Genomic DNA, 25,777 nt, shown 5'->3' on the forward strand with positions numbered 1-25,777 from the left:
GGCACCAGCCGCCCGGCACGACCGCCGGCCTCAGCCGAGCAGCACCGACACCGCCTCCACCGTGTCCGGATGGGCGAGCAGCAGCGTCGCCGCCGCCGACCCCGCCGGGGCGTCGACCGGCTCCGACCAACCGCCGTCGCAGCCCAGCAGCCCGGCGACCGCGTCCACCGCCACCGGATGCGCCGCGAGCAGGCCGTGCACCTGCCCCGCCGGCGCGCCCGGCCGGGCCGCCGGGGCGGGCCCGGCCGACGGCCCCGACCAGGGCGGCACCCAGGCGTCCAGCTCGGGCAGCGTCCCCGGGAAGGTGCGTGCCGCCTCCCGCACCAGCAGCGGCACCAGCTCCGGGCCGTGCTCGCGCAGGGTGGTGATCAGCGTGGGCAGCCAGGGCAGCAGCACCGGGTCGGGCAACCGGGCGAACGCGGTGGACATCGTCTCCACCACGAACGGCGCGAGCCCCGGCACCGGTTCCAGCGCGTGCACGAAACCGGAGAGGTACCTCGGGAACGCCGGCACCACCAGCGGGTTACCCAGCAGGTCGGCGCAGCGCTGCCGCAGCTCGGCCAGCGGCAGCAGGCCGAGCTGGTGCCGGGCCGCCCAGAGCAGGGCGACCTTCGCCGGGCTCTCCGGATGCGACTGGGCCACCGCGAGTTCGAGCTGGGACCTGTCGCAGCCCAGCGACAGCGCCAGGCTCTCCATGCTGAACAGGAAGCCGAGCATCGCCCCGACCTGCCGGACCCCGGTCTCCTCCTCGACGAACGCGGTCGGCAGCAGGGTGCAGTAGTGCGCGTACCCGGTCGTCACGAACGCCTCGCACCAGGCCGGCAGGGCCGGCGCGGTGGCCCGGTGGTGGGCCAGCAACCGGCGGATGCGCCGCAGCACGTCCGGGGCGTCGTCCACCGTGCGTTCGGTGGACAGCAGTTCCACGGCCCGCGCGCCCAACTCGTCGACCAGCCGGGGGCTGTCCAGCAACCGGATGGCGTCCTCCACGGCGGCGAGGGCGCCGGCGGCCGTCGCGTCGGGGCCCCGGACCGACCGCCGCAGCCGCTGCTCCAGCACCTGCTCGACGGTCACCCCCTCGTAGCCCAGCTCGATCAGCGCCCGCTGGTGCCGGCCCAACGCCAGGTCCCAGCTCTCCTGGATCGACCGGTGCCCCAACCGGCGCTCACCCATGATCGGGCGGACCGCGTCGGCGGGCAGCAGGTGCCGCAGCATCCACAGCAGATCCGAGCAGCCGGCCAGCGCCGGGGTGGCGTGCAGGTCGAGCAGGGCCCGTTGGATGGTGCGCTTCTCCAGATCCAGGCCGAGGGGTTGCAGCCGGTCGAGCACGTCGCGGGCCAGCGGCGGCAGGGCGTCGTAGCCGACCTGCCCGATCCGGTCCCCGCCGAGCAGGATCTCGCAGAGCCGCCGCACGTCGCGGCGGCCCGGCACGACGTCCTTCTCGATGCAGGTCACCGCCGCGTCGGCGAAATCGTACGGGGTGGGCCGGGCCCGGTTGCGCAACCCGGCCAGCAGGATCGACGTCTCGAACACCGCGATCGCGTCGGCCGTGCTGGCCAGGTACCCGTTGCGGCGGGCCAACCGGACGATGTCCACGCACCACCCGCGCAGCTCCGCCTCGTCCAGCCCGTCGAGCGCCGGGGGCGCGGCGAGGAAGCCGGTGAGCCGGTCGGCGACCGGACCGGCCGACGGGGCGACCGGCGGGGTGGCCTTCCGCCTGCCCCGCCCGCCCTTGACGCCCCGTTGACCGTCGAGCCGGTACGGGGCCAGTCCCGACCGGCCGACCGCCCGCGTCCAGTTGGCGGCGGCGATCGACACCGACCCCGGCGCCAGCCCGAACTGCGCCTCGATGGCCGAGTGGCTCGACGGGATCAGCCCGTACCGCCAGCGGGTGCCGGTGCGGGGGGTGATCGCGAAGTCCGGGGCGGGGGAATCCAGGCCGAACTGCTCGACCCGGCTGGCGGCGTGGAACGCACCGCACACGTAGAGACAGTCCGCCGGGTCGGCCCCGGACGCGGCGAGGTGCTCCCGCATCCGGGTCCACATGTAGCGCTCCCGGTCCTCGTCGCGGTCGGTACGGTCCGACCCGGCCGGCCGCAGCCGGCGGAACAGGCTGCCGATCAGCACCATCACCTGCCGGTAGGTGTCGTGGTCGGCGTCGGCGAGAGGCCGTTCGACGTACTGGTCCCACCACTCCGACCAGTGCCGCACCTTGCCGTGGTGCAGCAGGTACGCCTCCAGCTCGGCGAACCGGGGCCGCAGGTCGCCGATCTCCACGCCGACCGCGTCCCCGTGCAGTTCCGCCTCCTCGCCGGCCCCGCCACCCGCCGCCTCCGGTGCGGTGTCGGCCGGCGCGTCGGTGGCCGCCGGGGCGTCGCCGCGCGGTGACCACTGGAAGACGTGGTCGGTGGAGCGGTCCACCAGCACCAGCTCCACCCCGGGTGTCTCCAGCGCGTACGCGATCGCCTGGTACTCGGCGGATGCCTCGGTGATCGGCGCGACGACGCTCAGCGGCCCCCACTCGGCGGGGAAGCCGTCCAGCTCCGAGGCGAACGCCTGCACCGCCACCGGCAGCCGGCAGTTGCGCAGCTCGCCCAGGAGCGGCTGGAGATCCTCGCACAGCTCCAGATAGATCACCTTGGGCTGCTTGTGCCGCAGCCGGCGTACCATCGCCAGCGCCGAGGCCGGCGAGTGGTGACAGACCGGGAAGATCTCCAACCGCTCGCCCAGCGCCCGGTCGACGTCGTCGACGATCCCGGCGAGGATGCCGGCCAGCGCGTCGGCGGAACCGGCGAACGTGGCCGCCGCGTCGGTGAGCTGCTCGCGCAGCGCCCCGAACGGCCCGGCGGTCACCCCGTCGGCGTCGCCGACGGCGGTCGCGGTCGGGGCGACGCCGGGCGGCGCGGGGGTGCCGGTGTCGGCGGTGGTCACGACAGCGAGGCGATCGCCTGGCGACCGCCGTCGAGGAAGCCGGCCCAGCCCTCGCCGTCCTTCTTGGCCCGGGGCTCCACCACGCCGTGCAGGTACTTGTTGAGGATCGCCAGGTCCTCCGGGCTGCGTCGGGCCAGCGACCCCACCAGCGAGGAGGCCAGCGTCTCCACCCGCAGGGCCCGGTCGCCGAAGAACTGGCTGTGCAGGATGGCGTCCTCCAGCACCCCGATCTGCTCGGCGGTGGACAGCGCCGACTCCAGCTTCTCGTCGTCGCTGGTCGCCGACGCGGCGGCGGCCCGTAGGTCGGCGAAGCTCTGCAGCAGGATGTCGAGCAGGGTGGGCGGCACGTCCAGTTCGATGCGGTGCCGGCGCAGCAGTTCCTCGGTGCGGAACCGGACGATCTCCGCCTCGCTGCGCTTGTTGGTGACCACCGGGATGCGGACGAAGTTGAACCGGCGTTTCAACGCCGACGACAGGTCGTTGACGCCCCGGTCCCGGCTGTTCGCGGTGGCGATGATCGAGAAACCGGGCTGGGCGAAGACGATGTTGTCGTCGTTCAGCTCGGGAATGGAGACGTACTTCTCCGACAGGATGGAGATCAGCGCGTCCTGCACGTCGCTGGTGGAGCGGGTCAGCTCCTCGAAGCGGCCCACCACGCCCTGCTCCATCGCCGTCATGATCGGCGACGGGATCATCGACTCCCGGGACTGCCCCTTGGCGATGACCATCGAGACGTTCCACGAGTACTTGATGTGGTCCTCGGTGGTGCCGGCGGTGCCCTGCACCACCAGCGTCGAGTTGCGGCAGATCGCGGCGGACAGCAGCTCGGCCAGCCAGCTCTTGCCGGTGCCGGGGTCGCCGATGAGCAGCAGGCCCCGGTCCGACGCCAGGGTCACGATGCTGCGTTCGACGAAACTGCGGTCACCGAACCACTTCTGCGGGATCTCCCGCTCCAGACCGTCGGCCCGTTCCGAGCCGAGGACGAACAGCCGCACCATGCGCGGGCTCAACCGCCACGAGAACGGCTTCGGGCCGGTGTCGACCGACTCCAGGTAGTCGAGTTCGTCGGCGTACTTGACCTCGGCGGGGGCACGCAACATCTCGGACATGAGGGGTGATTCTCCTAGGTGAGGAAGCTCTTGAGCTCGAAGACGAGTTTGCGGATGTGACCGGAGAGCACCGGGGTGCCCAGGTCCTTGAGGCGCTGCCGGAACCAGGGGTTGACGCTCTGCTGGCCGGAGCTGCTGACCGAGCCGACCGGGATGAACCGCACCCCGGAGCGGTGCACCGCCTCGATGCCGTCGAACAACGGCTGGGAGCGGTCGAACTCGTAGAAGTCCGAGATCCACACCATGACGGTGTTACGCGGTTCGACGATCTTGGGGCGGGCCATCGCCATCGCCACCGGTCCGTCGTTGCCGCCACCGAGCTTGGTGCGCAGCAGCACCTCGAACGGGTCGTGCACCCACGGGGTCAGGTCCAACGCCCGGGTGTCGTACGCGATCAGGTGCACGTCCACCTTGGGCAGCCCGGCGAAGATCGAGGCCAGGATGGTGCAGTTCACCATCGAGTCGACCATCGACCCGGACTGGTCCACCACCACGATCAGCCGCGACGGGGTGGTCTTGCGGGCGGTCTGCCGGTAGTAGAGCCGGTCGACGTAGAGGCGTTCGTCCTCCGGGCTCCAGTTGGTGAGGTTCTGCCAGATGGTGCGGTCGAGGTCGAGGTTGCGGAACACCCGCTTCGGCGGCACCGACCTGTCGATCGCGCCGACGGTGGTCTGCTCGACCTGGGTCCGCAGCACCTCGGCGACCTCGTCGACGTACCGCCGGATCAGCGACTTCGCGTTGGCCAGCGCCACCCCGGACAGGTTGGACTTGTCCCGCAGCAGCTGCTCGATCAGCGACATGCTGGGGGTGAGCTGGGCGGCCAGCTTCGGGTCGGCCAGCACCTCCCGCAGGTGCATCCGGCGGACCAGGTCACCCTCCAGCCCGGCGAGCGTCGCTCCCAGTCCGGTGCCGCCCTGCCGACGCAGTTCCCCCGGAGGACAGCCGAGCGCCTGCTCGAACCAGCCGGCGTCGGCCTGCCACCGGGCCAACTGGCCGGCGCTGACCGGCCCGGACCCGGTGCCGAAGACGTTGAGCAGCAGCTTCGACACCAGCGCCGCCCGGCGCACCTCGGCCTCGCCGGGCCGGTGGACCCCGCCGTCGGCGGGGTCACCCCCGCCCGGCGCGCCCGTGCCGTCGATGCTCGCTTCCGTCGCCTCCGTGCCGTCGGTGGTCGCCTCCGGCGTCGTGGCCGACGGGGCCCCGGCGTCGGGGGAGGCGGCGACGGGCCGGTCGTCGGTCGGGCCGGCCGGGGCGGGGGCGAGCAGGCCCCGGAGTTCGTCGGCGAGCGCGGGGAAACGCTGCACCACGGTGTCCACCGACACGGTCGGGTCCAGCAGGGCGGCGGGCAGGCCGAGGTCGTCGACCACGGCCACGCTCGCCGCCTCCAGCGTGGGCTGCTCGTCGGGGTCGAAGAGCCGCCCCAGCAGCCGCCAGTAGAGCACCTGCCGGCGGTTGGCGGCAGCGAGGTCGGCCGGGGTCACCACATCGCCCGGGGTCGGCGCGTCACCCGGGAGCACGGCACCGGTCGTGGGGGTCGGGTCGCTCATCGGCGCAGCAACCGTCCCGCGCGTTCGCGCAGCACGGCCACGGCGTCGCCCGCCCTGGCCTCGGCCTTCGCCACCTTCGGGTCGGTCACCCCGTCGGCCCAGTCGCCGTTGTGCGCCTCCACCGGCCGGCGCTTGACGGTGGCCTGCACCGCCAGCGGCTGCACCAGCCACCGGCCGCCGTCGAAGCGGGCCAGGCCCAGGCAGGACGACGAGGCGGCGACCAGCGCCGGGGTGAGCGGCCCGGCGGCCGGCAGCCGGTCCAGGGCGACCGCGAGGCGCTGCCCGCCGAGGTCGACGGTCGACCCGCCGTCGTGCACGGTGTAACCCTCCAGCAGCACCGGCTCGGCGATCGCCGCCGGGTGCCGGTCCAGCGGCGCGGTGGCCGCCGACGTCGCCGTGCCCAGCAGCACCCGGGCGGTGGCGAACGGATCGGCGGGCTCGCCGGCCCGCGCCCGTTCGTCGACCCAGTGCAGGTCGCCGCCGTACGCCGGCAGGTCGGTCACGGTCAGCGCCCGCCGCTGCGCGATCGCGGTGAGCAGCACCGGGTACGCCGACAGTAGCCGCCACACCGCCGGGCCGCCGATCGTGGCGACCTTGGCCGCGCCCACCGTCACCCGGACCAGCCGGGGCGTGCCGGCGTCGGCCGGTTCGAAGATCGCGTGCAGCTGCACCTGGACGGCGGTCTCGTGCTCGTGGACGTCGACCCCGAGCGGCAGCAGGCGACCGCTCACCGTGGTGGTGCCGGCCGTCGGGTCGGTGGCCGGCCCGTCCTGGGCCAGCAGCACGCCCCGGGCCCACAGGTCCGCCCAGCGGCGTACCGGCGGCTGCGCCATGGTGGCCACCGGCAACCCGGCCCGCAGCTCGGCGGCGAGCCCGTCGAGCAGCACCGCCAGCCGGCGCGCCCCCGGCTCGGCCAGTGCCGCCTCGACCGGCGTGCCGACGGCGGAGAGCAGCTCGTGGTCGATGCCCCGCCAGCCGGCGAGGGCCGTCTCGTGCAGCCAGGACCGGGCGGCGGCGCGGGCGGGGGAGCCGTCGGCGGGCTCACCGGCGGGTGCCGTCCACGCCGTGCGTTCCCGCCCGAGGGCGGTGTCGAGCCGGTCGAGCAGGGCGTCGTGGGTCGCGCCCAGCAGCGCCGTGCGGGCTCCGGCCAGGGCGGCCAGGTGTTCCTGCCCGACGGAGCCGGCGGTCACCTTGCCGACCGCCTCGGCCACCCGCTCACCCGGCGGCGTGCCCGCGACCGCGGCGGCCAGTGCGGTCAGCGCGGCGGCGTCCGCCTCGCCGACCCGGGCGAAGCCCCGCAGCAGGGCCTCGTCGAGTCCGGCGACCACGTCGTCGGCGTCGGCCAGCCCGGTGGGGGCGTCGCCGTGCAGCTGTGCCAGCTGTGTGCCGAGCATCAGCGGCCTGCCGCGGTCGACGGGAACCAGTGCAGCTCGGGCAGCGCCGTGGTGCTGGTCGGCAGCTCCAGGTAGGCCAGGTGACGCAGGAACCGGCTGAACACCACGGCGGCGGAGGTCGGCTCGTGCCGGGCGTCCAGCCGGGACAGCAGCTCGACCCCGGTCTGCGTGCCGTCACCGGCGTCGACCCGCAGGTAGCGGGCGACCCGGTCGACGCCGTACTGGAGGACGGCCTCGTCGGCCAGGGCCTCCAGGTGCTTGCAGGGCGCGCCGCGCAGCCCGCCGCAGGGCCGGTTGTTGTTGGTGCTGCAGTGGTAGGCGTGGTTACCGGCGGTCACCGACGAGACGTACACCCGCTCGATGTCGGAACCGCTGGACACCACACCCTGTAACCGCCCGTCGGCCAGCTCGACGAAGGGCACCTTGGCCAGTTTGCGGGGCCGGGCCGGCGGCACCACCGCCACCACGCTCCGCCGCCGCCACGCGGCCTCGTCGGCGTCCGTCACCGCATGTCCTCCCACCCGCCGGTACACCGGCGTCGACCATGGTTGATGGCGTGCGCCGGCCGGGCCGGCGTCGCCGTGACCACAAGATCATGGCCCACGGGTACGACACTTCCACGGCCTCCCGTCGCCCCGTCCCGCGGTCCGGTCCGAGCGGTCGCACCGGCCGGCCGTTCCGTCACTCTGCGGGGTTCCGATGCCACCCTCGGCAGGCCGCTGCCCCGCCCCGGCTCCTTGACACCGCCCGCATCCCGACGGATTGTTATATCGAGACATGTCACTTTCTATGGCTCGCGCCGGATTACGGACCGCAGCCGTGCCGAAGGAGACCGCCATGCGCGCCGCCGTTCACCGATCAGCCGCGGGTCTCGCCGCCGCCCTGGGCGTCGTGCTCACCGCGATCCTGCCGACGTCGTCCGCGACCGCCGGCGAGCCCGTCCAGAGCCCGGACACGGGGCTGGTGTTCTACTCCAGCTACCCGACCGAGGTCGTCGGTCGGCAGGCCACGCCCGACGGCGTCTGCCGGCCCGTCCCGGCCGCGGCGACCTGGCTGCTCGCCTGGAGCGGGGGCTTCCACTCCGTGTCCGGCTACCGGACGACCGACTGCACCGGCCCGGCCGCCGAACTCAACAACCTGCACAGCTGGCCGACGGGCTACCACCTGAGCTACCGCGCCGGCTGACCGCCGCCGTCGGCGGCAGCCCCGCGACGATCCCCGACGGGCCGGGTGTCGGCGACGACCGGCTGGCGCAGGATGGTGCGCCTCCGGTCGGGGGCGACCCGGCGGAAGTCGCTCAGGTAGATCTCGTGGTGGGTGCCGGTCAGGCGGAGCCGGTGGGCGGGGACGAACTCGTGGTGCAGACGGGCGAGCACGGCGGCCTCGTCGTCGAAGGAGCCGACGTGCAGGGTCTGCACGCACCGCCCCTCGGCCAGCCGCTCCAGGCGGACGTCGTCCAGCCGTCCGGGTGGCCGCTTCGCCCCGGCCTGCGCGGCGGCGGCGGCGACCATGCCCGGCCCGATCCAGTCGGGGACCATGAGCATCAGCGTCCAGCGCCACCGCGACTTGTCCCGCACGGTGGTGAAGGACGCCATGTCCTCGGCCCACCACAGGCCCTCCAACGGCGGGACCACGTAGTCCCGCCCGAGTTCCCGCCTGCTGGCGAACTTCACCCGGTACGCCACGGGATAGAGCGCCTCGACCGCTGCGGTGAAGGCCGGCGCGGTGTTGGGGTCGCCCCGGCCGTCGATCATCAGGTACTGCATGTCGGGCACGTCGACCAGCCGGAACCGGCCCTTCTGCGCCCGGTAGGCGTCCAGGGTCCGGCGGAAGTCGACCTTCCCGTCGGCGGGGCCCGTCACCGGCATCGGTCGACGCCGCCCGGGACGTGGCCCGTCGACCCGTCGCCGGAGCGGACCGGACACCTCGTCATGCTCCCGACCCTCCTTCCGGCGGTCCGTCGGGCACCACGTGCCCGTGCGGGTGCGACCGACACTATGTCAGGAGGACTCCCGGGCAGTCGACGACCGGCGGGTCTGGGATGCTGTCCTGCATGCCCGCCTTTCCGCCGACCTTCGCCGAAGCCGTCGTCGCCCAGCCGCTCGCTGCGCAGTTCGAGGCGTTCCTCGACGAGCATCGCGCCGCGCTCGACGGCTGCCTGGAGGGGCTGACCGAGGAACAGGCCCGCCGGTCGCTGGTGGCCTCCCGGACCACGCTGCTGGGCCTGGTGAAACACGCGACCTTCGTGGAGCGGGTCTGGTTCGACGAGGCCGTCACCGGCCGGTCGCGCGCCGAACTGGGCATCCCCGCGGCGTCGGAGGAGTCGTTCGTGCTCGACGACAGCGACACGGTCGCCACCGTGCGCCAGGCCCACCGGGAGGCTTGCGCGGCGTCCCGCCGGGCGACCGCGACGCTGGGCCTGGACGACGTCCTGTCCGGGCACCGGAGGGGACCGGTCCCGCTGCGGTGGGTGTATCTGCACGTGCTCCGCGAACTCGCCCAGCACTGCGGGCACGCCGACATCCTCCGCGAGCAGATCGTCGACGGTTGACGGTCCACGGCCCCGGTCCGGGACGGGTGCGTGCGGAGGGTCAGCGGCCCCGGTTGCGGGGGTGCCGTTTGGCGGTCCGTTCGTTGCCGTGCCGGTAGTTGCCGGTGAGGCGGGCCATCAACTCCTGCGGGTCGTCGCTGTCCACGTCGGTCAGGAACCGGGCCGCGGCGACGCCCCGCAGCACGGTGGCGAGACGGCCGTGGTGCAGCAGTTCCACGTCGCCGTTCTTGCGTAGGCGGTAGGTGAATCCCTCGGGTGTGCCGGACATCGCCACATCGTCCCGGCCGGCGGGCCGGGCCGCGACCCGATTACGCCGCGCCGCTCGCCGTCCGTCGGCGCCGGGCGTACGTGAGCCGCGTTGCCGCCCTCGACTACGGTCGAACGGTGACTACCGGTGACTTCACGGTTACCCGCGCGCCGGGTGGGGTGCCGCACTGGCACACGGTGCGGCGATCACGCCTGTTCACCGTGCTTCCTGGGGTCGTACTCGGGCTGCTGGGTGTGAACTTCGTCTGGGAAGCCGTCCGTCGTAACGTCGATGTCGCGGGACCCTGGCTGCCGTACCAGACCTTCCAGGAGGAGTTGGCCGCGCGGGGCGTGCGGCCGGTCGACGCGGAGTTCTTCTGGTTGGGTCGGGCGCCCCTACCGCCGCAGCCCAAGCTCACGGAGGGATACCGGCTCGGCTCGTTCACCGTCGACGGGCTCGTGCAGTGCGATCCGTTCGAGATCAGGATCCAGGCCGACGACCAGCTCGGCGACCGGCACCGACTCGTCATCAATTCCACCGCCCGCCTGCCGGTGCCCGCATGGTCACAGGTCGTCCGCACCCGGGCCGACACGCCGTCGCACTGAGCACCGATGGTGGCCGAAGGTGGAAGTTGGCCCGCCGTCGGGGCGAACGGCTCTGCCCGGGGTTCCGGTGAACTTTTGTCGCCTTCGGGACAGTTCGTGGCCTTGGTGGACATCGAAACCGGTGCTTGTATTGACCGCAGGTCGAGATTCCGGGCGAATCGCCCAGCGATCGTCCGCTGTCCCGCACCTCCGAGGTCGTACGCCGAGTTGCGGAGTGAGTGCCATGGCGTGGAGTTGGAACAGGAAGAACCTGGCGGTCGCGATCTGCGGGGTGCTGGCGACCGTCCTCTTCGGTGTGGTGGCGTGCCTGCAGTCCGAGCAGGGCGAAGGGCACGGCGACAGTCAGTCCCAGACCGGTGGCACCGGCAACAAGCAGGCGCAGAACGGTGGCCAGGCCGCCGACGTCATCAACAATGCCAACATCTTCCAGAACGGCGCCAGGGAACTCACCCGCGAAGAGGCACTGGAGCGGGCCGAGAGCTACGCGGACGTTGCGCCCCCGGCAGGTGATCTGGCACCGTACCTCGTCGTCGCTCCCGGCCACCTGTTCGTCCGTACGTCGCCGGGGCCGGAGGGCAGGCGGGCCGGTGCGGCATGGGACAAGACCCTGGTCTACGCCGGCTGTTCGACCACCACGAGCTTCGATCCGGTCCTGGACGACGAGGTCGCGGGCGTCTGGATCAAGATCCGTTGGCCACGACTCGATCCCGGGGACGACATGCGCTCGTCCCAGTCGTCCGACCCGTTGCAGGGCTGGGCGTACGCGGGACGACTGGTGCCGGCCGGCCACAACGGCCGGATCCGTACGTGTTGACCGGCCCGCCTGCCCGTCCGGCACACCCGCTCGACGGGCGGTGGGCCGGACGGCTCACGCCGGGACGGGGTGGTCCGCCTCGAACCGCTCGCGGGTGAGGAACGCCAACTGCGCGCGCTTGTCGGGCATGTCGATCTCGTCGGCGAAGGTGAACCCCTCGCGTTCCAGCCGGCGCAGCGCGAACCGGTTGCGCACGTCGGGCTCGACCACGATCCGCAGCCGGGTGGGGTCGCGGAACAGGAATCGGGCCAGCGCCGGGCCGACCGCGTCGGTGAGCCCGCGCGGCGGTCGGCGGCCCGGGGCGAGCAGCAGGTGCATGCCGATGTCGCCGGGGCGTACCCGGTAGCGTTCCCCGACCGGGTCGGCCTCCGGCTGGTAGGTCTGGAACAGGCCGACCGGGGTGCCGTCCAACCCGATCAGGTACGCGTGGTGGGTGCTCAGGCCGTCGACGAACGTGTAGACCTCGCGTACCTCCTCGACGGTGTACGACCCCATGCCCCAGAACGTCGCGTGGGGCTCGGTCACCCAGCCGTGCAGCAGCGTGGCGTGGGCGTCCGGGTCGACCACGGTGAGGGTCAGCTCACCGAAGCCGGGGATCTGCTCCTGGTAGGTCACGGGGTCCTCGTCTCGGGGTGCGGGGGTCAGGGTGTGCCAGTCGGTGCCGACGGGGATCAGCCCACCGGTGGCCCACAGCGGCAACTGGTCGGCGAAGTGCGGGTCGTCGGGGCGGCCGGAGACGCCGAAGGGGACGATCCAGCGGCTCGCCGCCCGGTCGGTGAGGTCCCACACGTACCGGGCGACCGGCCCGCGCCAGCACGCGTCGGAGACCCCGGGAACACTGGAGGTGGCCAGTACGCAGTCGGTGTCACCGCCGAGCGCGGTGCCCGCCCGCATCGCGGCGACCCGTGCGGTGACCGCGTCGGACACCCCGAGGTGCAGCGGGTGCAGCAGGTGTCGCCGCCCCCAGGGGCCGGGTGGGTCGCCGGCGGCGACGTCCTCCAGGGCGGCGACGGCGAGCGGTTCGACCGCACCGCCGAGGCGGGGCAGCCCGGCGACCACCCCCTCCACGGCGTGCCCGATGCGGGCCAGCGGGTCGGTCCACGGCGCGAAGAGGGGGTCGTAGCCGCCGGGGGAGTGCAACGGCCCCAGCGCGGGGTGCGCGGCCAGCCGGTGGACCAGCGCGGCCCGCCAGGCGGCGAACGCCCCGGCGTCGACGCTCTCGGCGGCCATCCGACCGTCCCATCCGGTCAGCCGGTCCCGCAGCCGTCGGGCCGGCGCGCTCAGCGGTGTCGGGTCGAGCCGGGCGAGCAGGTCCCGCAGGACCGCCGACCCGCGTCGGGTGTCCATGTGGACGTCGGGGGCGGCGACGCCGTCGGCGAGCAGGTCACGGATGCGGCGGGCCCGGTGCGGCGGGGCGAAGTCGACGCCGAGGGCGGCGGTGTCGTCGCGGCGGTCGTTGGCGCAGACCGCCGGCCCGCCGACCTCGACGGGCTTGGTCGTGGCATAGTCGCCGTACCACCGGTAGCGGGGCTCCCAGCCGGGCACCGGTTCGCGCCGGCACCTGTCGTCGCGCTGCGGCACCAGGCCGGCGACGAGTTGGAGTACCGTGCCGTGCCGGTCGGCGACGAGCACGCTGTTGACCGGTTCGACCCAGCCACGCAGCGCGTCGGCGACGTCGTCGGCGGTGCGGGCCCGTAGCAGCGGCAGCAGCGCCTCGAAGCCGAGGTTCCCGGTGACCCGGGTCGGGGTGCGCAGGCTGAGTGCCTCGCCGGTGTGCCGGTCGTGGTCGATCACCGGCCCGCGCGGGGTCTCGATCACCTCGACGGTCTCGGTCGCGCCGCCGCGGACCTCGATCCGTTCGACGTGCCGGTGGGCCGGCACCCAGCCGTCGGCGTCGCGGACCAGCACCCGGTCGCCGTCGCGGCGCAGCTGTTCGCGGTAGAGGTCCTGGTAGTCGGCCATCGCATTGGTGACCGCCCAGGCGACGTCACCGGCGTGACCGAAGTGCGGCAGCCCCGGCACGCCGGGGAAGGCCAGCCCGACCACGTCGAACTCGGGGCAGGCGAGCCGGATCTGCTGGTAGATGCCGGGCAGTTCGAGCAGCCGGTGCGGGTCACCGGCGATGACCGGCCCGCGTCCGGTCAGCGGGTCGGCGGGCAGCGCCCAGGCGTTGCTGCCGGAGCCGCCGGGTCCCTCGACGGCGAACAGCTCGGTCGCGTCCGGGCCGAGGGTGGCGGCGACGTGGGCGTGCCACAGCTTCTGCGGGAAGGTGCCGAACAGGATGTGCTGGACCAGGAACACGCCCAGCGGCGTCCAGGGTCGCCACCGGCCGGGCGTGCTGCCGGTGGCGGCGAACTCCGGGGCCGCCGCCGCGCCGGCCGGCAACGCGTCGTTGACCCCGTCGGCGTACGCGGTGACCCAGCGCCGGGTGGCCGGGGTGAGCCGTTCGAAGCAGCGCCGGGCGGTGTCGTCGAGGCGGGAGCGCCGGGCGAACCGGTCCCAGTCGCGTTCGGTCGGCCCGACGTGAGCGGCGAGCCGGCCCTCGGCCCGCCACCGTTCGACCTCGAGCTGCCAGGCCCGGTCGGTGGCGGCCACCCGGCCCTGCCATCGGGCCAGCTCGTCGACGGTGTCGGCCCACAGGTGCGGTACGCCCCACCGATCGCGGTGCACGCCGGTGGCCGGACGACCGCCCGGTTGCGTGCCGGTCCCACTCTCCACAGGACTCCCCAGGTAAGTTACCCTCGCCTAACTTAGGCGGACCTTACCTGGAGGGCGTGTGAAACGGAACTGGGAGGCCCTGGTGCTCAAGGCCATGGGCGGTCGGGACTTCCGGCTGACCGTGCGCGGCACCGAGCCGGTCGGCGACCACTACCGGCGTCTGCTGATGGACGACGGCGGCCTGCTGGCGGCGGCCAAGGTGCACCCCACCATGTGGATCCGGCTCTGGTTCGACGACGCGGGCCGCCCGCACCAGCGGGCGTACACCCTGGTCGACCCGGACCCGGCGACCGGCCGGTTCAGCCTGGAGTTCGCCCTGCACGACGGCTGCGCGGCCCGCTGGGCGGCCGGCGCGCAGGTCGGTGACACCATCGTGGCCACCCTGCAGGGCAGCGCCTTCGCCCTGCCCGACCCGGTCCCCGCCCACCTCTACCTGGTCGGTGACGCCGCCTCGCTGCCGGCGGTGAACAGCCTGCTCGACGCCGCCGCCGACATCCCCGCCACGGTCTGGTTGGAGTACGCCCACCCCGGGGAGCAGGCACTCACCCCCCGCGCCGGGGAGCAGCACCGGGTCACCTGGGTGCCGCGCGGGCAGGACGGGCAGCAGCTCGTCGACACCGTCCGGGCGGAGTTGCCGGCCGCGCCGGACGCCCACTACTGGCTGGCCTGCGAGGCGGGCAGCACCCGCGCGCTCACCCGGCACGTGCGCCGCACCCTCGGTCTGGGCAAGCAGCAGCTCACCGCGTTGGGTTACTGGAGCGCGCGGTGACCGGACGCCTCGGCACGCTCACCACGCTCTACGTCACGCAGTATCTCGGCATCGGGTTCATCACCGTCGGGCTGACCGCCATCCTGCGCGACGGCGGCACCTCACTGGACACCCTGGCCCTGCTCCAGTTCGTCGGCCTGGTCTGGCCGCTGAAGTTCCTCTGGGCCCCGCTGCTCGACAGGTACGGCTCCCGCCGGCACGGGCACTACCGGTCCTGGCTGCTGCCGTTGCAGGCGGGTCTGGTGCTGAGCCTGCTGGCGCTGCTGCCGTTCGCCGACCCGACCCGGCAGCTCGGCCCGGTGGTGGCGATCTGCGCCGCCTACGTCTTCCTCTCCGCCACCCAGGACATCGCGGTCGACGCGGTCGCCGTCCGGGTGCTGTCCGAGGGGACGCGGGGTGCCGGCAACGGCATCCAGGTCGCCGCGAGCTACCTGGGCAACCTGCTCGGTGGCGGCGCGTGCGTGCTGGTCTACGACCGGTTCGGCTGGCTGCCGGCGATCGGTCTGCTGGCCGCGTTGACCGCCGTCGGCCTGGTGGTGGTGTGGCGGCTGCGGGAACCGGACCGGGTCGCCCGGGTGGCCGGCGCCGGGCAGGCGTACCGGGCGCTGCTGTCGGTGTTCGGGCAGCCCGGTTGCCGCTGGTGGACCTTCGGCGTGGTGCCGCTGGTCTACACCGGAGCCGGTGCCGCCTACGCCCTGGTCACCCCGGCGCTGGTCGACGCGGGCTGGTCGCTTTCCCGCATCGGCGTGGTCACCGGTGTGGTGATCAGCGCACCGGCGATCGTCGCCGGCCTGCTCGCCGGGGTCGGGGTGGACCGGTTCGGCCGGGCGCGGCTGCTCGTCGTCGGGGGAGCGGCGCTCGCGGTCTCCACGGTGCTGCTGCTGCCGTTGCTCAACGGGCGGGCGCCGCTGGGATCGACGGTGGCCGCGCTGTGCTGCTTCATGGCCGCGTACACGGTGGCCAACGTGGTGCTCTACGTGGTCAACATGGACTACTCGCGGCCGGGCACCGGGGGGACCGACTTCACCGTGCTGTCGTCGTTCGGGCTGATCTGTTCGTTCCTGGCGGCCTCGGTCGGGCTGGCCGCCGCCGACCGGGTCGGCTATCCCGCCGTCGCGCTCGCCTCGGTGGTGCTGGTCGCCGTCGGCGTCCTGGTCGGACTGGGGCACCAGCGTCGGTTCCGGCCGGGCGCGATCCGGCCGGCCGAGCCGGTGGTTGCGCCCGCCCCGGTCGGCTGAGCCGGTGGGCGGGGCGGGGGTGTCGGCATTGACAAGTAGTTAGGTTAGGGTAGCCTAACTCAGCGAGATCAACTGGGTTGCCGGGACGACCTGACCCGCCCCCGCCCCCGCCCGCGCCCCCGTCACCGACCGTCGAGGACTGCTCATGAGCCTGCCCGGATCCACAATCGAGGCCCCCGTGACCGGGACGCGTCCCACCCCGCCCCGCGCCCACCTGTTCACCGCCGGCACCGTCGAGGACTACCGTCGGGCCGTCACCGAGGGCATCGACCGGGTCGCGGCCCGGGTGGCCGGCGTCGACCGGCCCGGCACCGGCATCACCCCCGACGAGCTGGCCCCCCGGGTCGCCGGCATCGACCTGGACCGACCGCTCGGCGACACCGCCGCCGCCCTCGACGAACTGCACGACGTCTACCTGCGCGACGCCGTCTACTTCCACCACCCCCGCTACCTGGCCCACCTCAACTGCCCGGTGGTCATCCCCGCCCTGGTCGGCGAGGCGGTGCTCAGCGCGGTCAACTCCTCCCTGGACACCTGGGACCAGAGCGCCGGCGGCACCCTGATCGAACGTCGCCTGGTCGACTGGACCGCCGGGCGGATCGGCTTCGGTCCGGCCGCCGACGGCGTCTTCACCAGCGGCGGCACCCAGTCCAACCTCCAGGCGCTGCTGCTGGCCCGGGAGGAGGCGTACGCCCGGATCGTCGGCGGCGGCCCCGACCGGCCCAGCCGGCCCGAGGTGCTGTCCCGGCTGCGGATCATCACCTCCACCGCCGGACACTTCAGCGTCCAGAAGGCCGCCAAGCTGCTCGGCCTCGCCGCCGACGCGGTGCTCACCATCGCCACCGACGCCGGCCGGCGGATGCGCACCGACGAACTGGCCGAGACCCTCGACCGGTGCCGTCGCGACGGTCAGACCGTGCTGGCCGTGGTCGCCACCGCCGGGACCACCGACTTCGGCACCATCGACCCGCTGGACCGGATCGCCGAGATCTGCACCGCCGCCGGGGTCTGGCTGCACGTCGACGCCGCGTACGGCTGCGGGCTGCTGGTCTCGCCCACCCGGCGGCACCTGCTGGCCGGCATCGAACGGGCCGACTCGGTCACCGTCGACTACCACAAGTCGTTCTTCCAGCCGGTCAGCTCCAGCGCCCTGGTCGTCCGGGACCGGCGGGTGCTGCGCCACGCCACCTGGCACGCCGACTACCTCAACCCGGCCCGGATGGCCGAGCGGCGGATCCCCAACCAGGTCGACAAGAGCCTGCAGACCACCCGCCGGTTCGACGCCCTCAAGCTCTGGCTCACCCTGCGCACCATGGGCCCCGACGCCATCGGCAGCCTGTTCGACGAGGTGGTCGACCTCGCCGCCGCCGCCTGGCGGCTGCTCGCCGACGACCCCCGCTTCGAGGTGGTCACCCGCTCGCAGTTGAGCACGGTGGTGTTCCGCTACCTGCCCCCCGGTGCCGGCCGGGACGTCGTCGACGACGCCAACCTGTACGCCCGGGAGGCGCTGGCCGCCTCCGGCGCGGCGCTGGTCGCCGGCACCAAGGTCGACGGCGCGCACCACCTCAAGCTCACCCTGCTCAACCCCGAGACCACCCTGGACGACATCGCCCACGTGTGCGACCTGATCGCCGAACACGCCGGCTGGTACGCCCGCACCCGGGCCACCGCCTAGCTGCCCAGCCCCGTCGGCTGACCACCCCGCCCTGGAGAAAACCCCTGTGTCGACCCACGACTTCATCGCCGTCGGGCTGGGCCCGTACAACCTCGGGCTGGCCTGTCTGACCGCGCCGCTCGACGACCTCGACGGCCTGTTCCTCGAAGCCCGCGACGAGTTCGACTGGCACCCCGGCATGCTGCTGGAGTCCACCCGGCTGCAGACGCCGTTCATCGCCGACCTGGTCACCCTGGCCGACCCGACCTCGCCGTACTCGTTCCTCAACTACCTCAAGGAGGTCGGCCGGCTCTACCCGTTCTACATCCGGGAGAGCTTCTTCCCGTTGCGCCACGAGTACAACGACTACTGCCGCTGGGCGGCGGCGAAGCTGCCCTCGGTCCGCTTCGGCCACCAGGTCACCGGCATCTCCTACGACCCCGCCGACGAACGGTACGTGGTGCACGCCGAGGTGGCCGGCGAACGGGTCACCCACCGGGCCCGGCACCTGGTGCTGGGCACCGGCACCCCGCCGTACGTCCCGGACGCCTGCCGGGGCCTCGGCGGCGACGTCATCCACAACTCCCGCTACCGCGAGCACCGGGCGGCGCTGCGCGCCAAGCGCAGCATCACCGTCGTCGGCAGCGGGCAGAGCGCCGCCGAGATCTACCACGACCTGCTCACCGACCTCGGCACCTGCGGCTACCAGCTCAACTGGGTCACCCGGTCGCCGCGCTTCTTCCCCCTCGAATACACCAAGCTCACCCTGGAGATGACCTCCCCGGACTACGTGGACTACTTCCACGCGCTGCCCGAGGCCACCCGCTACCGGCTGGAGGGCGCCCAGAAGAGCCTGTTCAAGGGGATCAACGCCGACCTGATCAACGACATCTTCGACCTGCTCTACGCCCACCGGGTGCACGGGCCGGTGCCGACCCGGCTGCTGACCAACACCGAACTCACCAGCGCCCGGTACGACGAGGCTGCCGGCACGTACACCCTCGGGCTGCGCAACATCGAACAGGAGCGCGACCTCACCCTCGACACCGAGGGGCTGGTGCTGGCCACCGGCTACCACTACCGGGTGCCCGAGTTCCTCGACCCGATCCGCGACCGGCTGCGCTTCGACGCCCACGGCCGCTTCGACGTGGCCCGCAACTACAGCATCGACCACACCGGTCGGGGGGTGTTCCTGCAGAACGCCGGCACCCACACGCACAGCATCACCTCACCCGACCTGGGCATGGGCCCGTACCGCAACTCCTGGATCATCCGGGAGCTGACCGGACGCGAGCACTACCCGATCGAGGACCGGATCGCCTTCCAGGAGTTCGGCGTCCCGGCGGGCGGCACCTCGTGACCCACGTCGTCCACCGCCGGCACGACCCCGCGCTCGGTGAGTTCGCGCTGCGTACCCTCGACCCGGAGGGCGACGCCGGGCTGCTGCACCGCTGGGTGACCCACCCGAAGTCGGCGTTCTGGCTGATGCAGGACGCCGACGTCGACCGGGTCGCCCGGGAGTACCGGGGGATCGCCGACCACCCGCACCACGACGCGTACCTCGGGCTGTGGCGCGGCGAACCGACGTTCCTCGCCGAACGCTACGACCCGGCCCGGGTCGAGCTGGTCGGCCTGCACCCCGCGCAGCCCGGCGACGTCGGCATGCACTTCCTCTGCGCCCCCACCGACCAGCCGGTGCACGGCTTCACCCGGGCCGTCATCACCACCGTCCTGGACTGGCTGTTCGCCGACCCGGCCACCCGACGGGTGGTCGTCGAACCCGACGTGCGCAACACCGCCGTGCACGCCCTCAACGCCGCCGTCGGCTTCACCGTCGTCGGACCGATCCGCAAACCGGAGAAGGACGCCCTGCTCAGCGTCTGTACCCGCGACCAGTTCCTGGCCGCCACCCGAGGAGACGTGCCCGCGTGAACCCCGCCGCATCCGTGGCCCACCTGACCCCCGCCACCTGGGCCCACGCCAACCGGCTGCTGGTCGCCAAGGCGCTTGCCGAGTTCGCCCACGAACGCCTGATCGAGCCCGCCCCCACCGGCGACGACCGGTGGGCCGTCCGCTGCGACGACGACACGGTCGAGTACCGCTTCACCGCCCGCCGGTTCACCCTCGACCACTGGCAGATCGACCCGGAGAGCATCACCAGGCGGCGCGGCGACGAGGACCTGCCGCTCGACGCCGTCGACCTCTGCCTCGAACTGCGCGGCGCGCTCGGCCTCAGCGACGAGGTGCTCCCCGTCTACCTGGAGGAGATCACCTCCACCCTGGCCGGCACCGCCTACAAGCTGACCCGGCCGGCGGTGGGCGCCGACGAGCTGGCCCGCGCCGACTTCCAGGCCATCGAGACGGGGATGACCGAGGGCCACCCGTGCTTCGTGGCCAACAACGGCCGGATCGGCTTCGGCATCGGTGAATACCACGCGTACGCCCCGGAGGCCGGCCGGCCGGTGCGGCTGGTCTGGGTCGCCGCGCACCGCGACCACGCCACCTTCAGCAGCGCCGCCGACCTCGACTACGCCACCCTGCTGCACACCGAACTCGGCCCGGACACCCTGGCCCGGTTCACTGCCACCCTGACCGACGCCGGCCTCGACCCCGACGACTACCTGCTCATCCCGGTGCACCCGTGGCAGTGGTGGAACCGGCTCGCCGTCACCTTCGCCGGGGAGGTCGCCCGGCAGCGCCTGGTCTGCCTCGGCGAGGCCCCCGACGAGTACCTGGCGCAGCAGTCCATCCGGACCTTCTTCAACGTCACCGAGCCGCGCCGGCACTACGTCAAGACCGCGTTGTCCGTGCTGAACATGGGGTTCCTGCGCGGCCTGTCGGCGGCCTACATGGAGGCCACCCCGGCGATCAACGACTGGCTCCTCGACCTGGTCACCGGCGACCCGGTGCTCGCCGGCACCGGGCTGACCATCCTGCGCGAGCGGGCCGCCGTCGGCTACCGCCACCCGCAGTACGAGGCGGCCACCGACCGCTACTCGCCGTACCGCAAGATGCTGGCGGCGCTGTGGCGGGAGAGCCCGGTGCCCGGCCTGGCCCCCGGCCGGCGGCTGTCCACCATGGCCGCCCTGCTGCACACCGACCGCGACGGACGGTCGCTGGCCGCCGCCCTGATCGCCGCGTCCGGCCTGCCCGCGCGGGAGTGGCTGCGCCGCTACCTCGACGCCTACCTGGTGCCGCTGCTGCACAGCTTCTACGCCCACCGGCTGGCCTTCATGCCACACGGTGAGAACGTCATCCTGGTGCTGCACGACGGCGTGGTGGAGCGGGTCATCTTCAAGGACATCGCCGAGGAGATCGTGGTGATGGACCCCGACGCCGACCTGCCGCCGCTGGTACGCCGGGTCCGTGCCGCCATCCCCGACGACGAGCAGTTGCTGACCATCTTCACCGACGTCTTCGACTGCTTCTTCCGCCACCTCAACGCCGTGCTGGCCGGGGCCGGGGTGCTCGACGAGGACGACTTCTGGCGTACCGTCGCCGACTGCGCGACCGACTACGCCGCCCGGGTGCCGCACCTGGCCGACCGGCTGCGCCGGCACGACCTGTTCGCCCCGGAGTTCACCCTGTCCTGCCTCAACCGGCTGCAACTGCGCAACAACCAGCAGATGGTCGACCTCGCCGACCCGTCGGCGGCGCTCCAGTTCGCCGGCACCCTGACCAACCCGCTCGCCCGCTACGCTCCGCCCCGATGACCACCGCGCTGTCCGCCGCGCGGCCCGGCCCGGCGACCCCGCTGCGGTCCCGCTGGCTGATCCTGGCGGTGCTCTGCCTGGCCCAGCTGACCGTGGTGCTGGACAACACGGTGCTCACCGTGGCGGTGCCGGTGCTCACCACCGAGCTGGACGCGAGCACCACCGACATCCAGTGGATGATCAACGCGTACGCGCTGGTGCAGTGCGGGCTGCTGCTCACCGCCGGCAGCGCCGCCGACCGCTACGGCCGCCGCCGGATGCTCGTCGCCGGCCTGGTGCTGTTCGGCGTCGGTTCGCTGGCCGCCGGGCTGGCCCGCTCCGGTGACCAGTTGATCGCCGCCCGTGCCGGCATGGGTGTCGGCGGGGCGCTGCTGGTCACCGCCACCCTCGCCGTCGCCATGCAGGTCTTCGACGGTGCCGAACGCTCCCGGGCGATCGGCATCTGGGCGGCCACCAGCGCCCTCGGGTACGCCGCCGGCCCACCGATCGGCGGGATCATCCTCGCCCACCTGCCATGGGGGGCCATCTTCCTGGTCAACGTGCCCATCGTGCTGGTCTGCCTGGCGGCCGGCCTCACGCTGGTGCCGGAGTCCCGCGACCCGGTCGGCGGCCAGCCCGACGTCGGCGGGGTGCTGCTGTCCACCGCCGGCCTCACCGGCGTGGTCTGGGCGATCATCGACGGTCCCGGGCGTGGCTGGACGGCACCGGCGGTGCTCGGCGCGGCCGGCGGCGGTGTGCTCCTGCTGGCCGCGTTCGTCTGGTGGGAACGGCGGATCACAGCCCCCATGCTGGACATGCACTTCTTCACCGACAGGCGGTTCGTCGGCGCGGTCACCGGCGTCGTCCTGATCACCTTCGGGTCCACCGGCGCGCTGTTCCTGCTCACCCAGGACCTCCAGTTCGTCCGCGGCTACCCGGCCTGGGAGGCGGGGCTGCGGATGGTGCCGTTCGCGCTGTCCATCGTGCTGCTCAACCTCGGTGGGGTCGCCACCCGGCTGATCCGCCGGCTCGGGGTGCCCGGGGCCATCGCGCTGGGCATGGTGCTGCTCTCCGCCGGTCTCACCCTGGTCACCCACGTCCGCTCCGACGGCTACGCGGTGCTGCTGACCGGGCTGCTGGTGATGGGTTTCGGCTGCGCCCTGGCCAACCCGGCCATCGTCGAGGCGGTGATGAGTTCCATCCCGCCGGCCAAGGCCGGCGTCGGCGCCGGGATCGACGGCACCATGGCCGAGGTGGGCGGCAGCCTCGGCATCGCCGTGCTCGGCGCGGTGCTCAACGCCCGGTTCGCCGCGTTGGTGCCGGTCGCGGTGGCCGGGGCGGGGTCGTATCCGGCCGCGCTGGCCGCCGCCGACGAGACCGAACGCGCCCAGGTCACCGACGCGTTCGCGTCGGCGCTGGTCACCGGGCAGACCGCCGGGGCGGTGGCGGTCCTGGCCGGTGGGCTGCTCGCCGCCGGGCTGCTGCGCCGCGCCGAGCGCATCCGCTGACCGGCCGGGTCACTCAGAGTTCCGGCAGCCCCGGGTCGTAGTGCAGGTAGTGCTCCGGGCAGACCCAGAGGTAGTCGCCCGACTCCGCCACCACCCGCCGCAGGCCGGCGAACTCCCGCGCCGGGTCCAGCGCGAACAGCAGCTCGCGGACGGCCCGGAAACCGGTTACCTCGTCGCCGCGGAAGGCAGCGTCCGGGGAGTCGGGCACCGCCGGTCGCGGTGGTGTGCCGCGGTCGCCCGGTAGCAGGTTCGTCGCCGCGCCCATCAGGTCGATCTCTGCCTTCAGCCGGGCCATCTCGGCGGCGCGGGCCGGTTCGAGCACACCGAGCAGCCCGGTGACCGCGCCGGTGAGCGGGATCAGCCGCAACACCATGGCCAGCCGCTCCAGGTACGGCCCGGCCCGCAGGAACCAGTCCCGTGACCGGGTGAACGGGTAACCGGGATGCGTACACCGGTGCTGCTGGTCGGGGACCTCGCACCAGAGGCTGAGCTGGAACTGGTGCGTGACCAGTCGGGCCGGGTTGTACCGCGACCTGGGGACCTCGCAGATGCTGACCAGCGCCGGGCAGTCGGCCACCTCGACGGCCAGCATCCGGCGGATGCCGTGCAGCAGCAGCGCGGTGTCGCTGGCGATCTCCTCCAGGTGGCCGACGGTGGCGTGCACCGCCGAGATGCTTTGTTCGATCTCGGCGATCCGCCGCTCCTGGCGGGCCAACGCGGCGAAGGCGGGACCCTGCTCAGGGGGGAAACCGCTCAGCAGCAGCCACAGGTCGGTGTCCTGAAGACAGGTGTGGCAGGCCACCACCGTCCGGTTCTCCCGAAGGAACCCGTCGAGCGCGACCAGCGGGAACGTGCCCCGGCACGGCCCGTCGGCAAGCGTGTTGACGCAGGGCACCAGCAGGCGGTAAGCCAGGCCGGGCCACCGGCTGCGCAGCAGGTCCTCGATGGCGTCGCGCAGGATGCTGAAGAAGTAGACCGGGGCACCTCCCTTGACCACCAGGGACAGCCGCCTGTCGTCGTCGAGCTGGATCAACGCATCGAGGTGGTACGCACGGTGCCGCAGGAACACCCCCCGCCGCCAGTGCAGGCCGGTGGAGAACCGGTAGTTGCGGACGGTGAGCCAGGAGATCAACCCTGGGGCCTCGTCGGACAGTTCACAGATCAGGCTGACCGTGTTGACCCGGGGCATCCGCAGCGGCGTCTCCTGCCAGGGCACCTCCGGCTTCTGATAGGGGACCAGCTGGGCGACGAGGCTGCGGTCGTTCTCGGGTAGCCGGTAGGAGACGTCGAATTTCTCCATCAGCCGCAGGAAGTACGGATGGTAGGCGGTCGGGTACTGCTCCCGTCCCGGAGTCGGCGACTGCCAGATCTCGCGCAGCCGGGCATGGTCGAGCACCCCGCCGTCGGCGCGCGTCCGGCGGTCCTCCAGGACGTAGCCGATCGCCCGGGTCAACCACTCCGGTTGCAGGACGATGATGTCGCGCAGCCCGTCGTCCCCGGAGAAGTGCACGACGGTGCCCAGGTCGTGCAGCAGTTCGATGAGCGTCCGTTCGGCATCGGCGTCGAGCTGGTGCTGCGCGCACAGCGCATGGTAGGTGGCGTACGGGATCTGTGGTTCGGTGAAGGTGGCCAGGGCGTCGCGCACGGCCACCCACCGCTTGCTCAGCCGCCGTCCCATCTGCGGGAACCGGGCCGCCTGCCGGGCCAGTTCCGCCTCGATCTGCGTGACGCCCCGGCCGGAGGCGTTGTCCACCACCCACTGGCCGAGCAGCGACGGGGCGAACTTCGCCCGCAGGTGGGGCAGGTCGATCTCGGGTTGCCGCTCGTCGCCGTGGGTGGCCACGATCAGGACCCGGGCGTCCCGGCCGATGCGTAACCGGATCAGCCGCAGCCAGAACTCGATCGCGTTCTCGTCCTGACCCTGCCGGGGCTTCCACACCAGCAGGTACAGCGACCGGCGGGAGAAGAAGAACTGGTGGGTGATCCGGTAGACCTCCTGGCCGCCGAAGTCCCACATCCGCAGGGTGATGTCCACCTCCGGGGTCTCCGGGTGGGGCAGGGCGAGCCTGCTCAGCTCGATCCCGTGGGTGGTCGGCCGGCCCACCAGGAACGGATGCCGGTGCAACGCGCCGACCAGCGAACTCTTGCCCACCTCGCCCTCGCCGACGAGCAGCACCTTGATCTCGTGCAGCGGCACCCCGTCCCGGCCCTCGTCACGCAGGTAGGACAGCAGCGCTGGCAGACCACGCCGGTACAGCTCGCCCAGCGGTTCGGCCAGCCGGTCCGCCCGCGCCCGCAGGGTGATCAGGTCGGGCAGGTCCGCCAGCTCGGTCGGCAGGTCGGTGACGACGGCGTCACCGAGATCGAGTTCGCGTAGCCGGCTCAACTGGCCCGTCTCCGGGGGCAGCCGTACCGGGCCGTCACCGAGCACGGTCAGCCGGAGCAGCCGGGGCAGCCGGAACACCGCCCCGGCGAGCGTGCCGTCGGGGGCCGGCGCCAGGGCCAGCTCCTGCAACGACGGCAGCGCCGAGAAGCCGCGCGGCAGCCAGACGAGCCGGCAGGTCGGTTCGATGTAGAGCCACTCCAGGTGACGGAGCTGCCCGATGCCCGGGGGTAGCTGCTGGTAGTCGCCGTCGAGCCGCAGGCGGCGCAGGGCGGCGCACTCCCACAACTGGCGGGGGATCTCCCGCACCGGGCAACCACCCAGGTCCAGCTCGCGTAGCCGGTGCAGCCGACCGATCTCTGCCGGTAACCCGGTCAGCGCCCCGCCGTTGGCGTCGATCACCTCCAGCCTGCTCAGCGCCCCGATGGTCGGGGGCAGCGTACGTATCCGACTGTGTCGCAGGTCGAGGGTCCGCAACCGGCGCAGGGTGCCGACCGTCGCGGGGAGTTCGGTCTCCCGCGTCCCGGCCAACGACAGGACGGTGCTTCTCGTCCGGTCGGCTTCACTGATCCGGTCGAGCACGGACGTCGACATCCAGCGGTCCCCTGATGACGGTGACG

At 73.0% G+C, this 25,777-nt stretch carries 20 protein-coding genes and 1 pseudogene; 11 read left to right on the forward strand and 10 right to left on the reverse strand.

Going from position 1 to position 25,777, the window contains the following annotated elements:
• Positions 1-30: 30 nt before the first annotated feature.
• The 5 genes from ACN261_RS24390 to ACN261_RS24410 form a co-directional block, all read right to left on the reverse strand.
• On the reverse strand, positions 31-2,850 hold the full coding sequence (locus ACN261_RS24390) for a DUF5682 family protein (protein ID WP_425853645.1): 2,820 nt from the start codon (positions 2,848-2,850) through the stop codon (positions 31-33).
• Positions 2,851-2,924: 74 nt separating this feature from the next.
• Positions 2,925-4,037 (reverse strand): ATP-binding protein, encoded by a 1,113-nt coding sequence (locus tag ACN261_RS24395; RefSeq protein ID WP_421481972.1) that lies wholly within the window; start codon positions 4,035-4,037, stop codon positions 2,925-2,927.
• Between the two features lie 14 nt (positions 4,038-4,051).
• Positions 4,052-5,584, reverse strand: a complete 1,533-nt coding sequence (locus tag ACN261_RS24400) for a VWA domain-containing protein (protein WP_421481973.1) — start codon at positions 5,582-5,584, stop codon at positions 4,052-4,054.
• Positions 5,581-6,978: a hypothetical protein gene (locus tag ACN261_RS24405; RefSeq protein ID WP_425852333.1), complete on the reverse strand. Its 1,398-nt coding sequence runs from the start codon at positions 6,976-6,978 to the stop codon at positions 5,581-5,583. The genes ACN261_RS24400 and ACN261_RS24405 overlap by 4 nt, the downstream gene beginning before the upstream one ends.
• Positions 6,978-7,445 carry a hypothetical protein gene (locus ACN261_RS24410; protein ID WP_421486811.1) on the reverse strand — a complete coding sequence of 156 codons (468 nt, stop codon included), beginning with the start codon at positions 7,443-7,445 and terminating at the stop codon, positions 6,978-6,980. The genes ACN261_RS24405 and ACN261_RS24410 overlap by 1 nt, the downstream gene beginning before the upstream one ends.
• Before the next feature lie 370 nt (positions 7,446-7,815).
• Here ACN261_RS24410 and ACN261_RS24415 point away from each other — a divergent pair, with 370 nt between their 5' ends.
• Positions 7,816-8,163, forward strand: a complete 348-nt coding sequence (locus ACN261_RS24415; protein WP_425852335.1) for a hypothetical protein — start codon at positions 7,816-7,818, stop codon at positions 8,161-8,163.
• On the opposite strand, the gene ACN261_RS24420 is transcribed toward ACN261_RS24415, so the two are convergent.
• Positions 8,148-8,846 carry a GyrI-like domain-containing protein gene (locus ACN261_RS24420; RefSeq protein WP_425853646.1) on the reverse strand — a complete coding sequence of 233 codons (699 nt, stop codon included), beginning with the start codon at positions 8,844-8,846 and terminating at the stop codon, positions 8,148-8,150. The genes ACN261_RS24415 and ACN261_RS24420 overlap by 16 nt on opposite strands.
• 185 nt (positions 8,847-9,031) lie before the next feature.
• Between ACN261_RS24420 and ACN261_RS24425 the strand changes: the two genes are divergently transcribed.
• Positions 9,032-9,529: a DinB family protein gene (locus ACN261_RS24425; RefSeq protein WP_421481976.1), complete on the forward strand. Its 498-nt coding sequence runs from the start codon at positions 9,032-9,034 to the stop codon at positions 9,527-9,529.
• A gap of 40 nt (positions 9,530-9,569) precedes the next feature.
• Here ACN261_RS24425 and ACN261_RS24430 read toward each other — a convergent pair whose 3' ends face one another.
• A complete protein-coding gene (locus ACN261_RS24430) occupies positions 9,570-9,797 on the reverse strand; it encodes a hypothetical protein (protein WP_204924296.1) in 228 nt (75 codons plus the stop codon).
• A 116-nt stretch (positions 9,798-9,913) separates the two neighbouring features.
• Between ACN261_RS24430 and ACN261_RS24435 the strand changes: the two genes are divergently transcribed.
• Entirely contained in the window at positions 9,914-10,381 is a 468-nt protein-coding gene (locus tag ACN261_RS24435) for a hypothetical protein (protein WP_425852337.1), read from the forward strand.
• Positions 10,382-10,604: 223 nt separating this feature from the next.
• Complete coding sequence (locus ACN261_RS24440) at positions 10,605-11,195, forward strand: hypothetical protein (protein ID WP_421481978.1); 591 nt, start codon at positions 10,605-10,607, stop codon at positions 11,193-11,195.
• A 54-nt stretch (positions 11,196-11,249) separates the two neighbouring features.
• On the opposite strand, the gene ACN261_RS24445 is transcribed toward ACN261_RS24440, so the two are convergent.
• A complete protein-coding gene (locus tag ACN261_RS24445; RefSeq protein WP_421486813.1) occupies positions 11,250-11,810 on the reverse strand; it encodes a GNAT family N-acetyltransferase in 561 nt (186 codons plus the stop codon).
• A 36-nt stretch (positions 11,811-11,846) separates the two neighbouring features.
• A pseudogene (locus ACN261_RS24450) lies at positions 11,847-13,865 on the reverse strand (penicillin acylase family protein); the annotation flags it as partial.
• 106 nt (positions 13,866-13,971) lie between these two features.
• Here ACN261_RS24450 and ACN261_RS24455 point away from each other — a divergent pair.
• The 7 genes from ACN261_RS24455 to ACN261_RS24485 all read left to right on the forward strand — a co-directional run bounded on the left by ACN261_RS24455 (position 13,972) and on the right by ACN261_RS24485 (position 22,774).
• Positions 13,972-14,682 carry a siderophore-interacting protein gene (locus ACN261_RS24455; protein ID WP_422756465.1) on the forward strand — a complete coding sequence of 237 codons (711 nt, stop codon included), beginning with the start codon at positions 13,972-13,974 and terminating at the stop codon, positions 14,680-14,682.
• Positions 14,679-15,920: an MFS transporter gene (locus ACN261_RS24460; protein WP_421481980.1), complete on the forward strand. Its 1,242-nt coding sequence runs from the start codon at positions 14,679-14,681 to the stop codon at positions 15,918-15,920. Before ACN261_RS24455 ends, ACN261_RS24460 begins: the two co-directional genes overlap by 4 nt.
• Before the next feature lie 145 nt (positions 15,921-16,065).
• On the forward strand, positions 16,066-17,595 hold the full coding sequence (locus ACN261_RS24465) for a pyridoxal phosphate-dependent decarboxylase family protein (protein ID WP_421481982.1): 1,530 nt from the start codon (positions 16,066-16,068) through the stop codon (positions 17,593-17,595).
• A gap of 46 nt (positions 17,596-17,641) precedes the next feature.
• Positions 17,642-18,934 (forward strand): lysine N(6)-hydroxylase/L-ornithine N(5)-oxygenase family protein, encoded by a 1,293-nt coding sequence (locus ACN261_RS24470; protein WP_421481983.1) that lies wholly within the window; start codon positions 17,642-17,644, stop codon positions 18,932-18,934.
• On the forward strand, positions 18,931-19,506 hold the full coding sequence (locus ACN261_RS24475; protein WP_421481984.1) for a GNAT family N-acetyltransferase: 576 nt from the start codon (positions 18,931-18,933) through the stop codon (positions 19,504-19,506). Before ACN261_RS24470 ends, ACN261_RS24475 begins: the two co-directional genes overlap by 4 nt.
• Positions 19,503-21,287 carry an IucA/IucC family protein gene (locus tag ACN261_RS24480; RefSeq protein WP_425852341.1) on the forward strand — a complete coding sequence of 595 codons (1,785 nt, stop codon included), beginning with the start codon at positions 19,503-19,505 and terminating at the stop codon, positions 21,285-21,287. Before ACN261_RS24475 ends, ACN261_RS24480 begins: the two co-directional genes overlap by 4 nt.
• The gene (locus tag ACN261_RS24485; RefSeq protein WP_425852343.1) at positions 21,284-22,774 is read left to right on the forward strand and encodes an MFS transporter; all 1,491 of its coding nucleotides are present in this window, start codon (positions 21,284-21,286) and stop codon (positions 22,772-22,774) included. The genes ACN261_RS24480 and ACN261_RS24485 overlap by 4 nt, the downstream gene beginning before the upstream one ends.
• 13 nt (positions 22,775-22,787) lie before the next feature.
• Here the strand turns inward: ACN261_RS24485 and ACN261_RS24490 are convergent, their stop codons facing one another.
• The gene (locus tag ACN261_RS24490; protein WP_425852345.1) at positions 22,788-25,751 is read right to left on the reverse strand and encodes a COR domain-containing protein; all 2,964 of its coding nucleotides are present in this window, start codon (positions 25,749-25,751) and stop codon (positions 22,788-22,790) included.
• Positions 25,752-25,777 lie beyond the last annotated feature (26 nt).

Source organism: Micromonospora sp. WMMD723 (assembly GCF_049863385.1).
GTDB lineage: Bacteria > Actinomycetota > Actinomycetes > Mycobacteriales > Micromonosporaceae > Micromonospora > Micromonospora wenchangensis.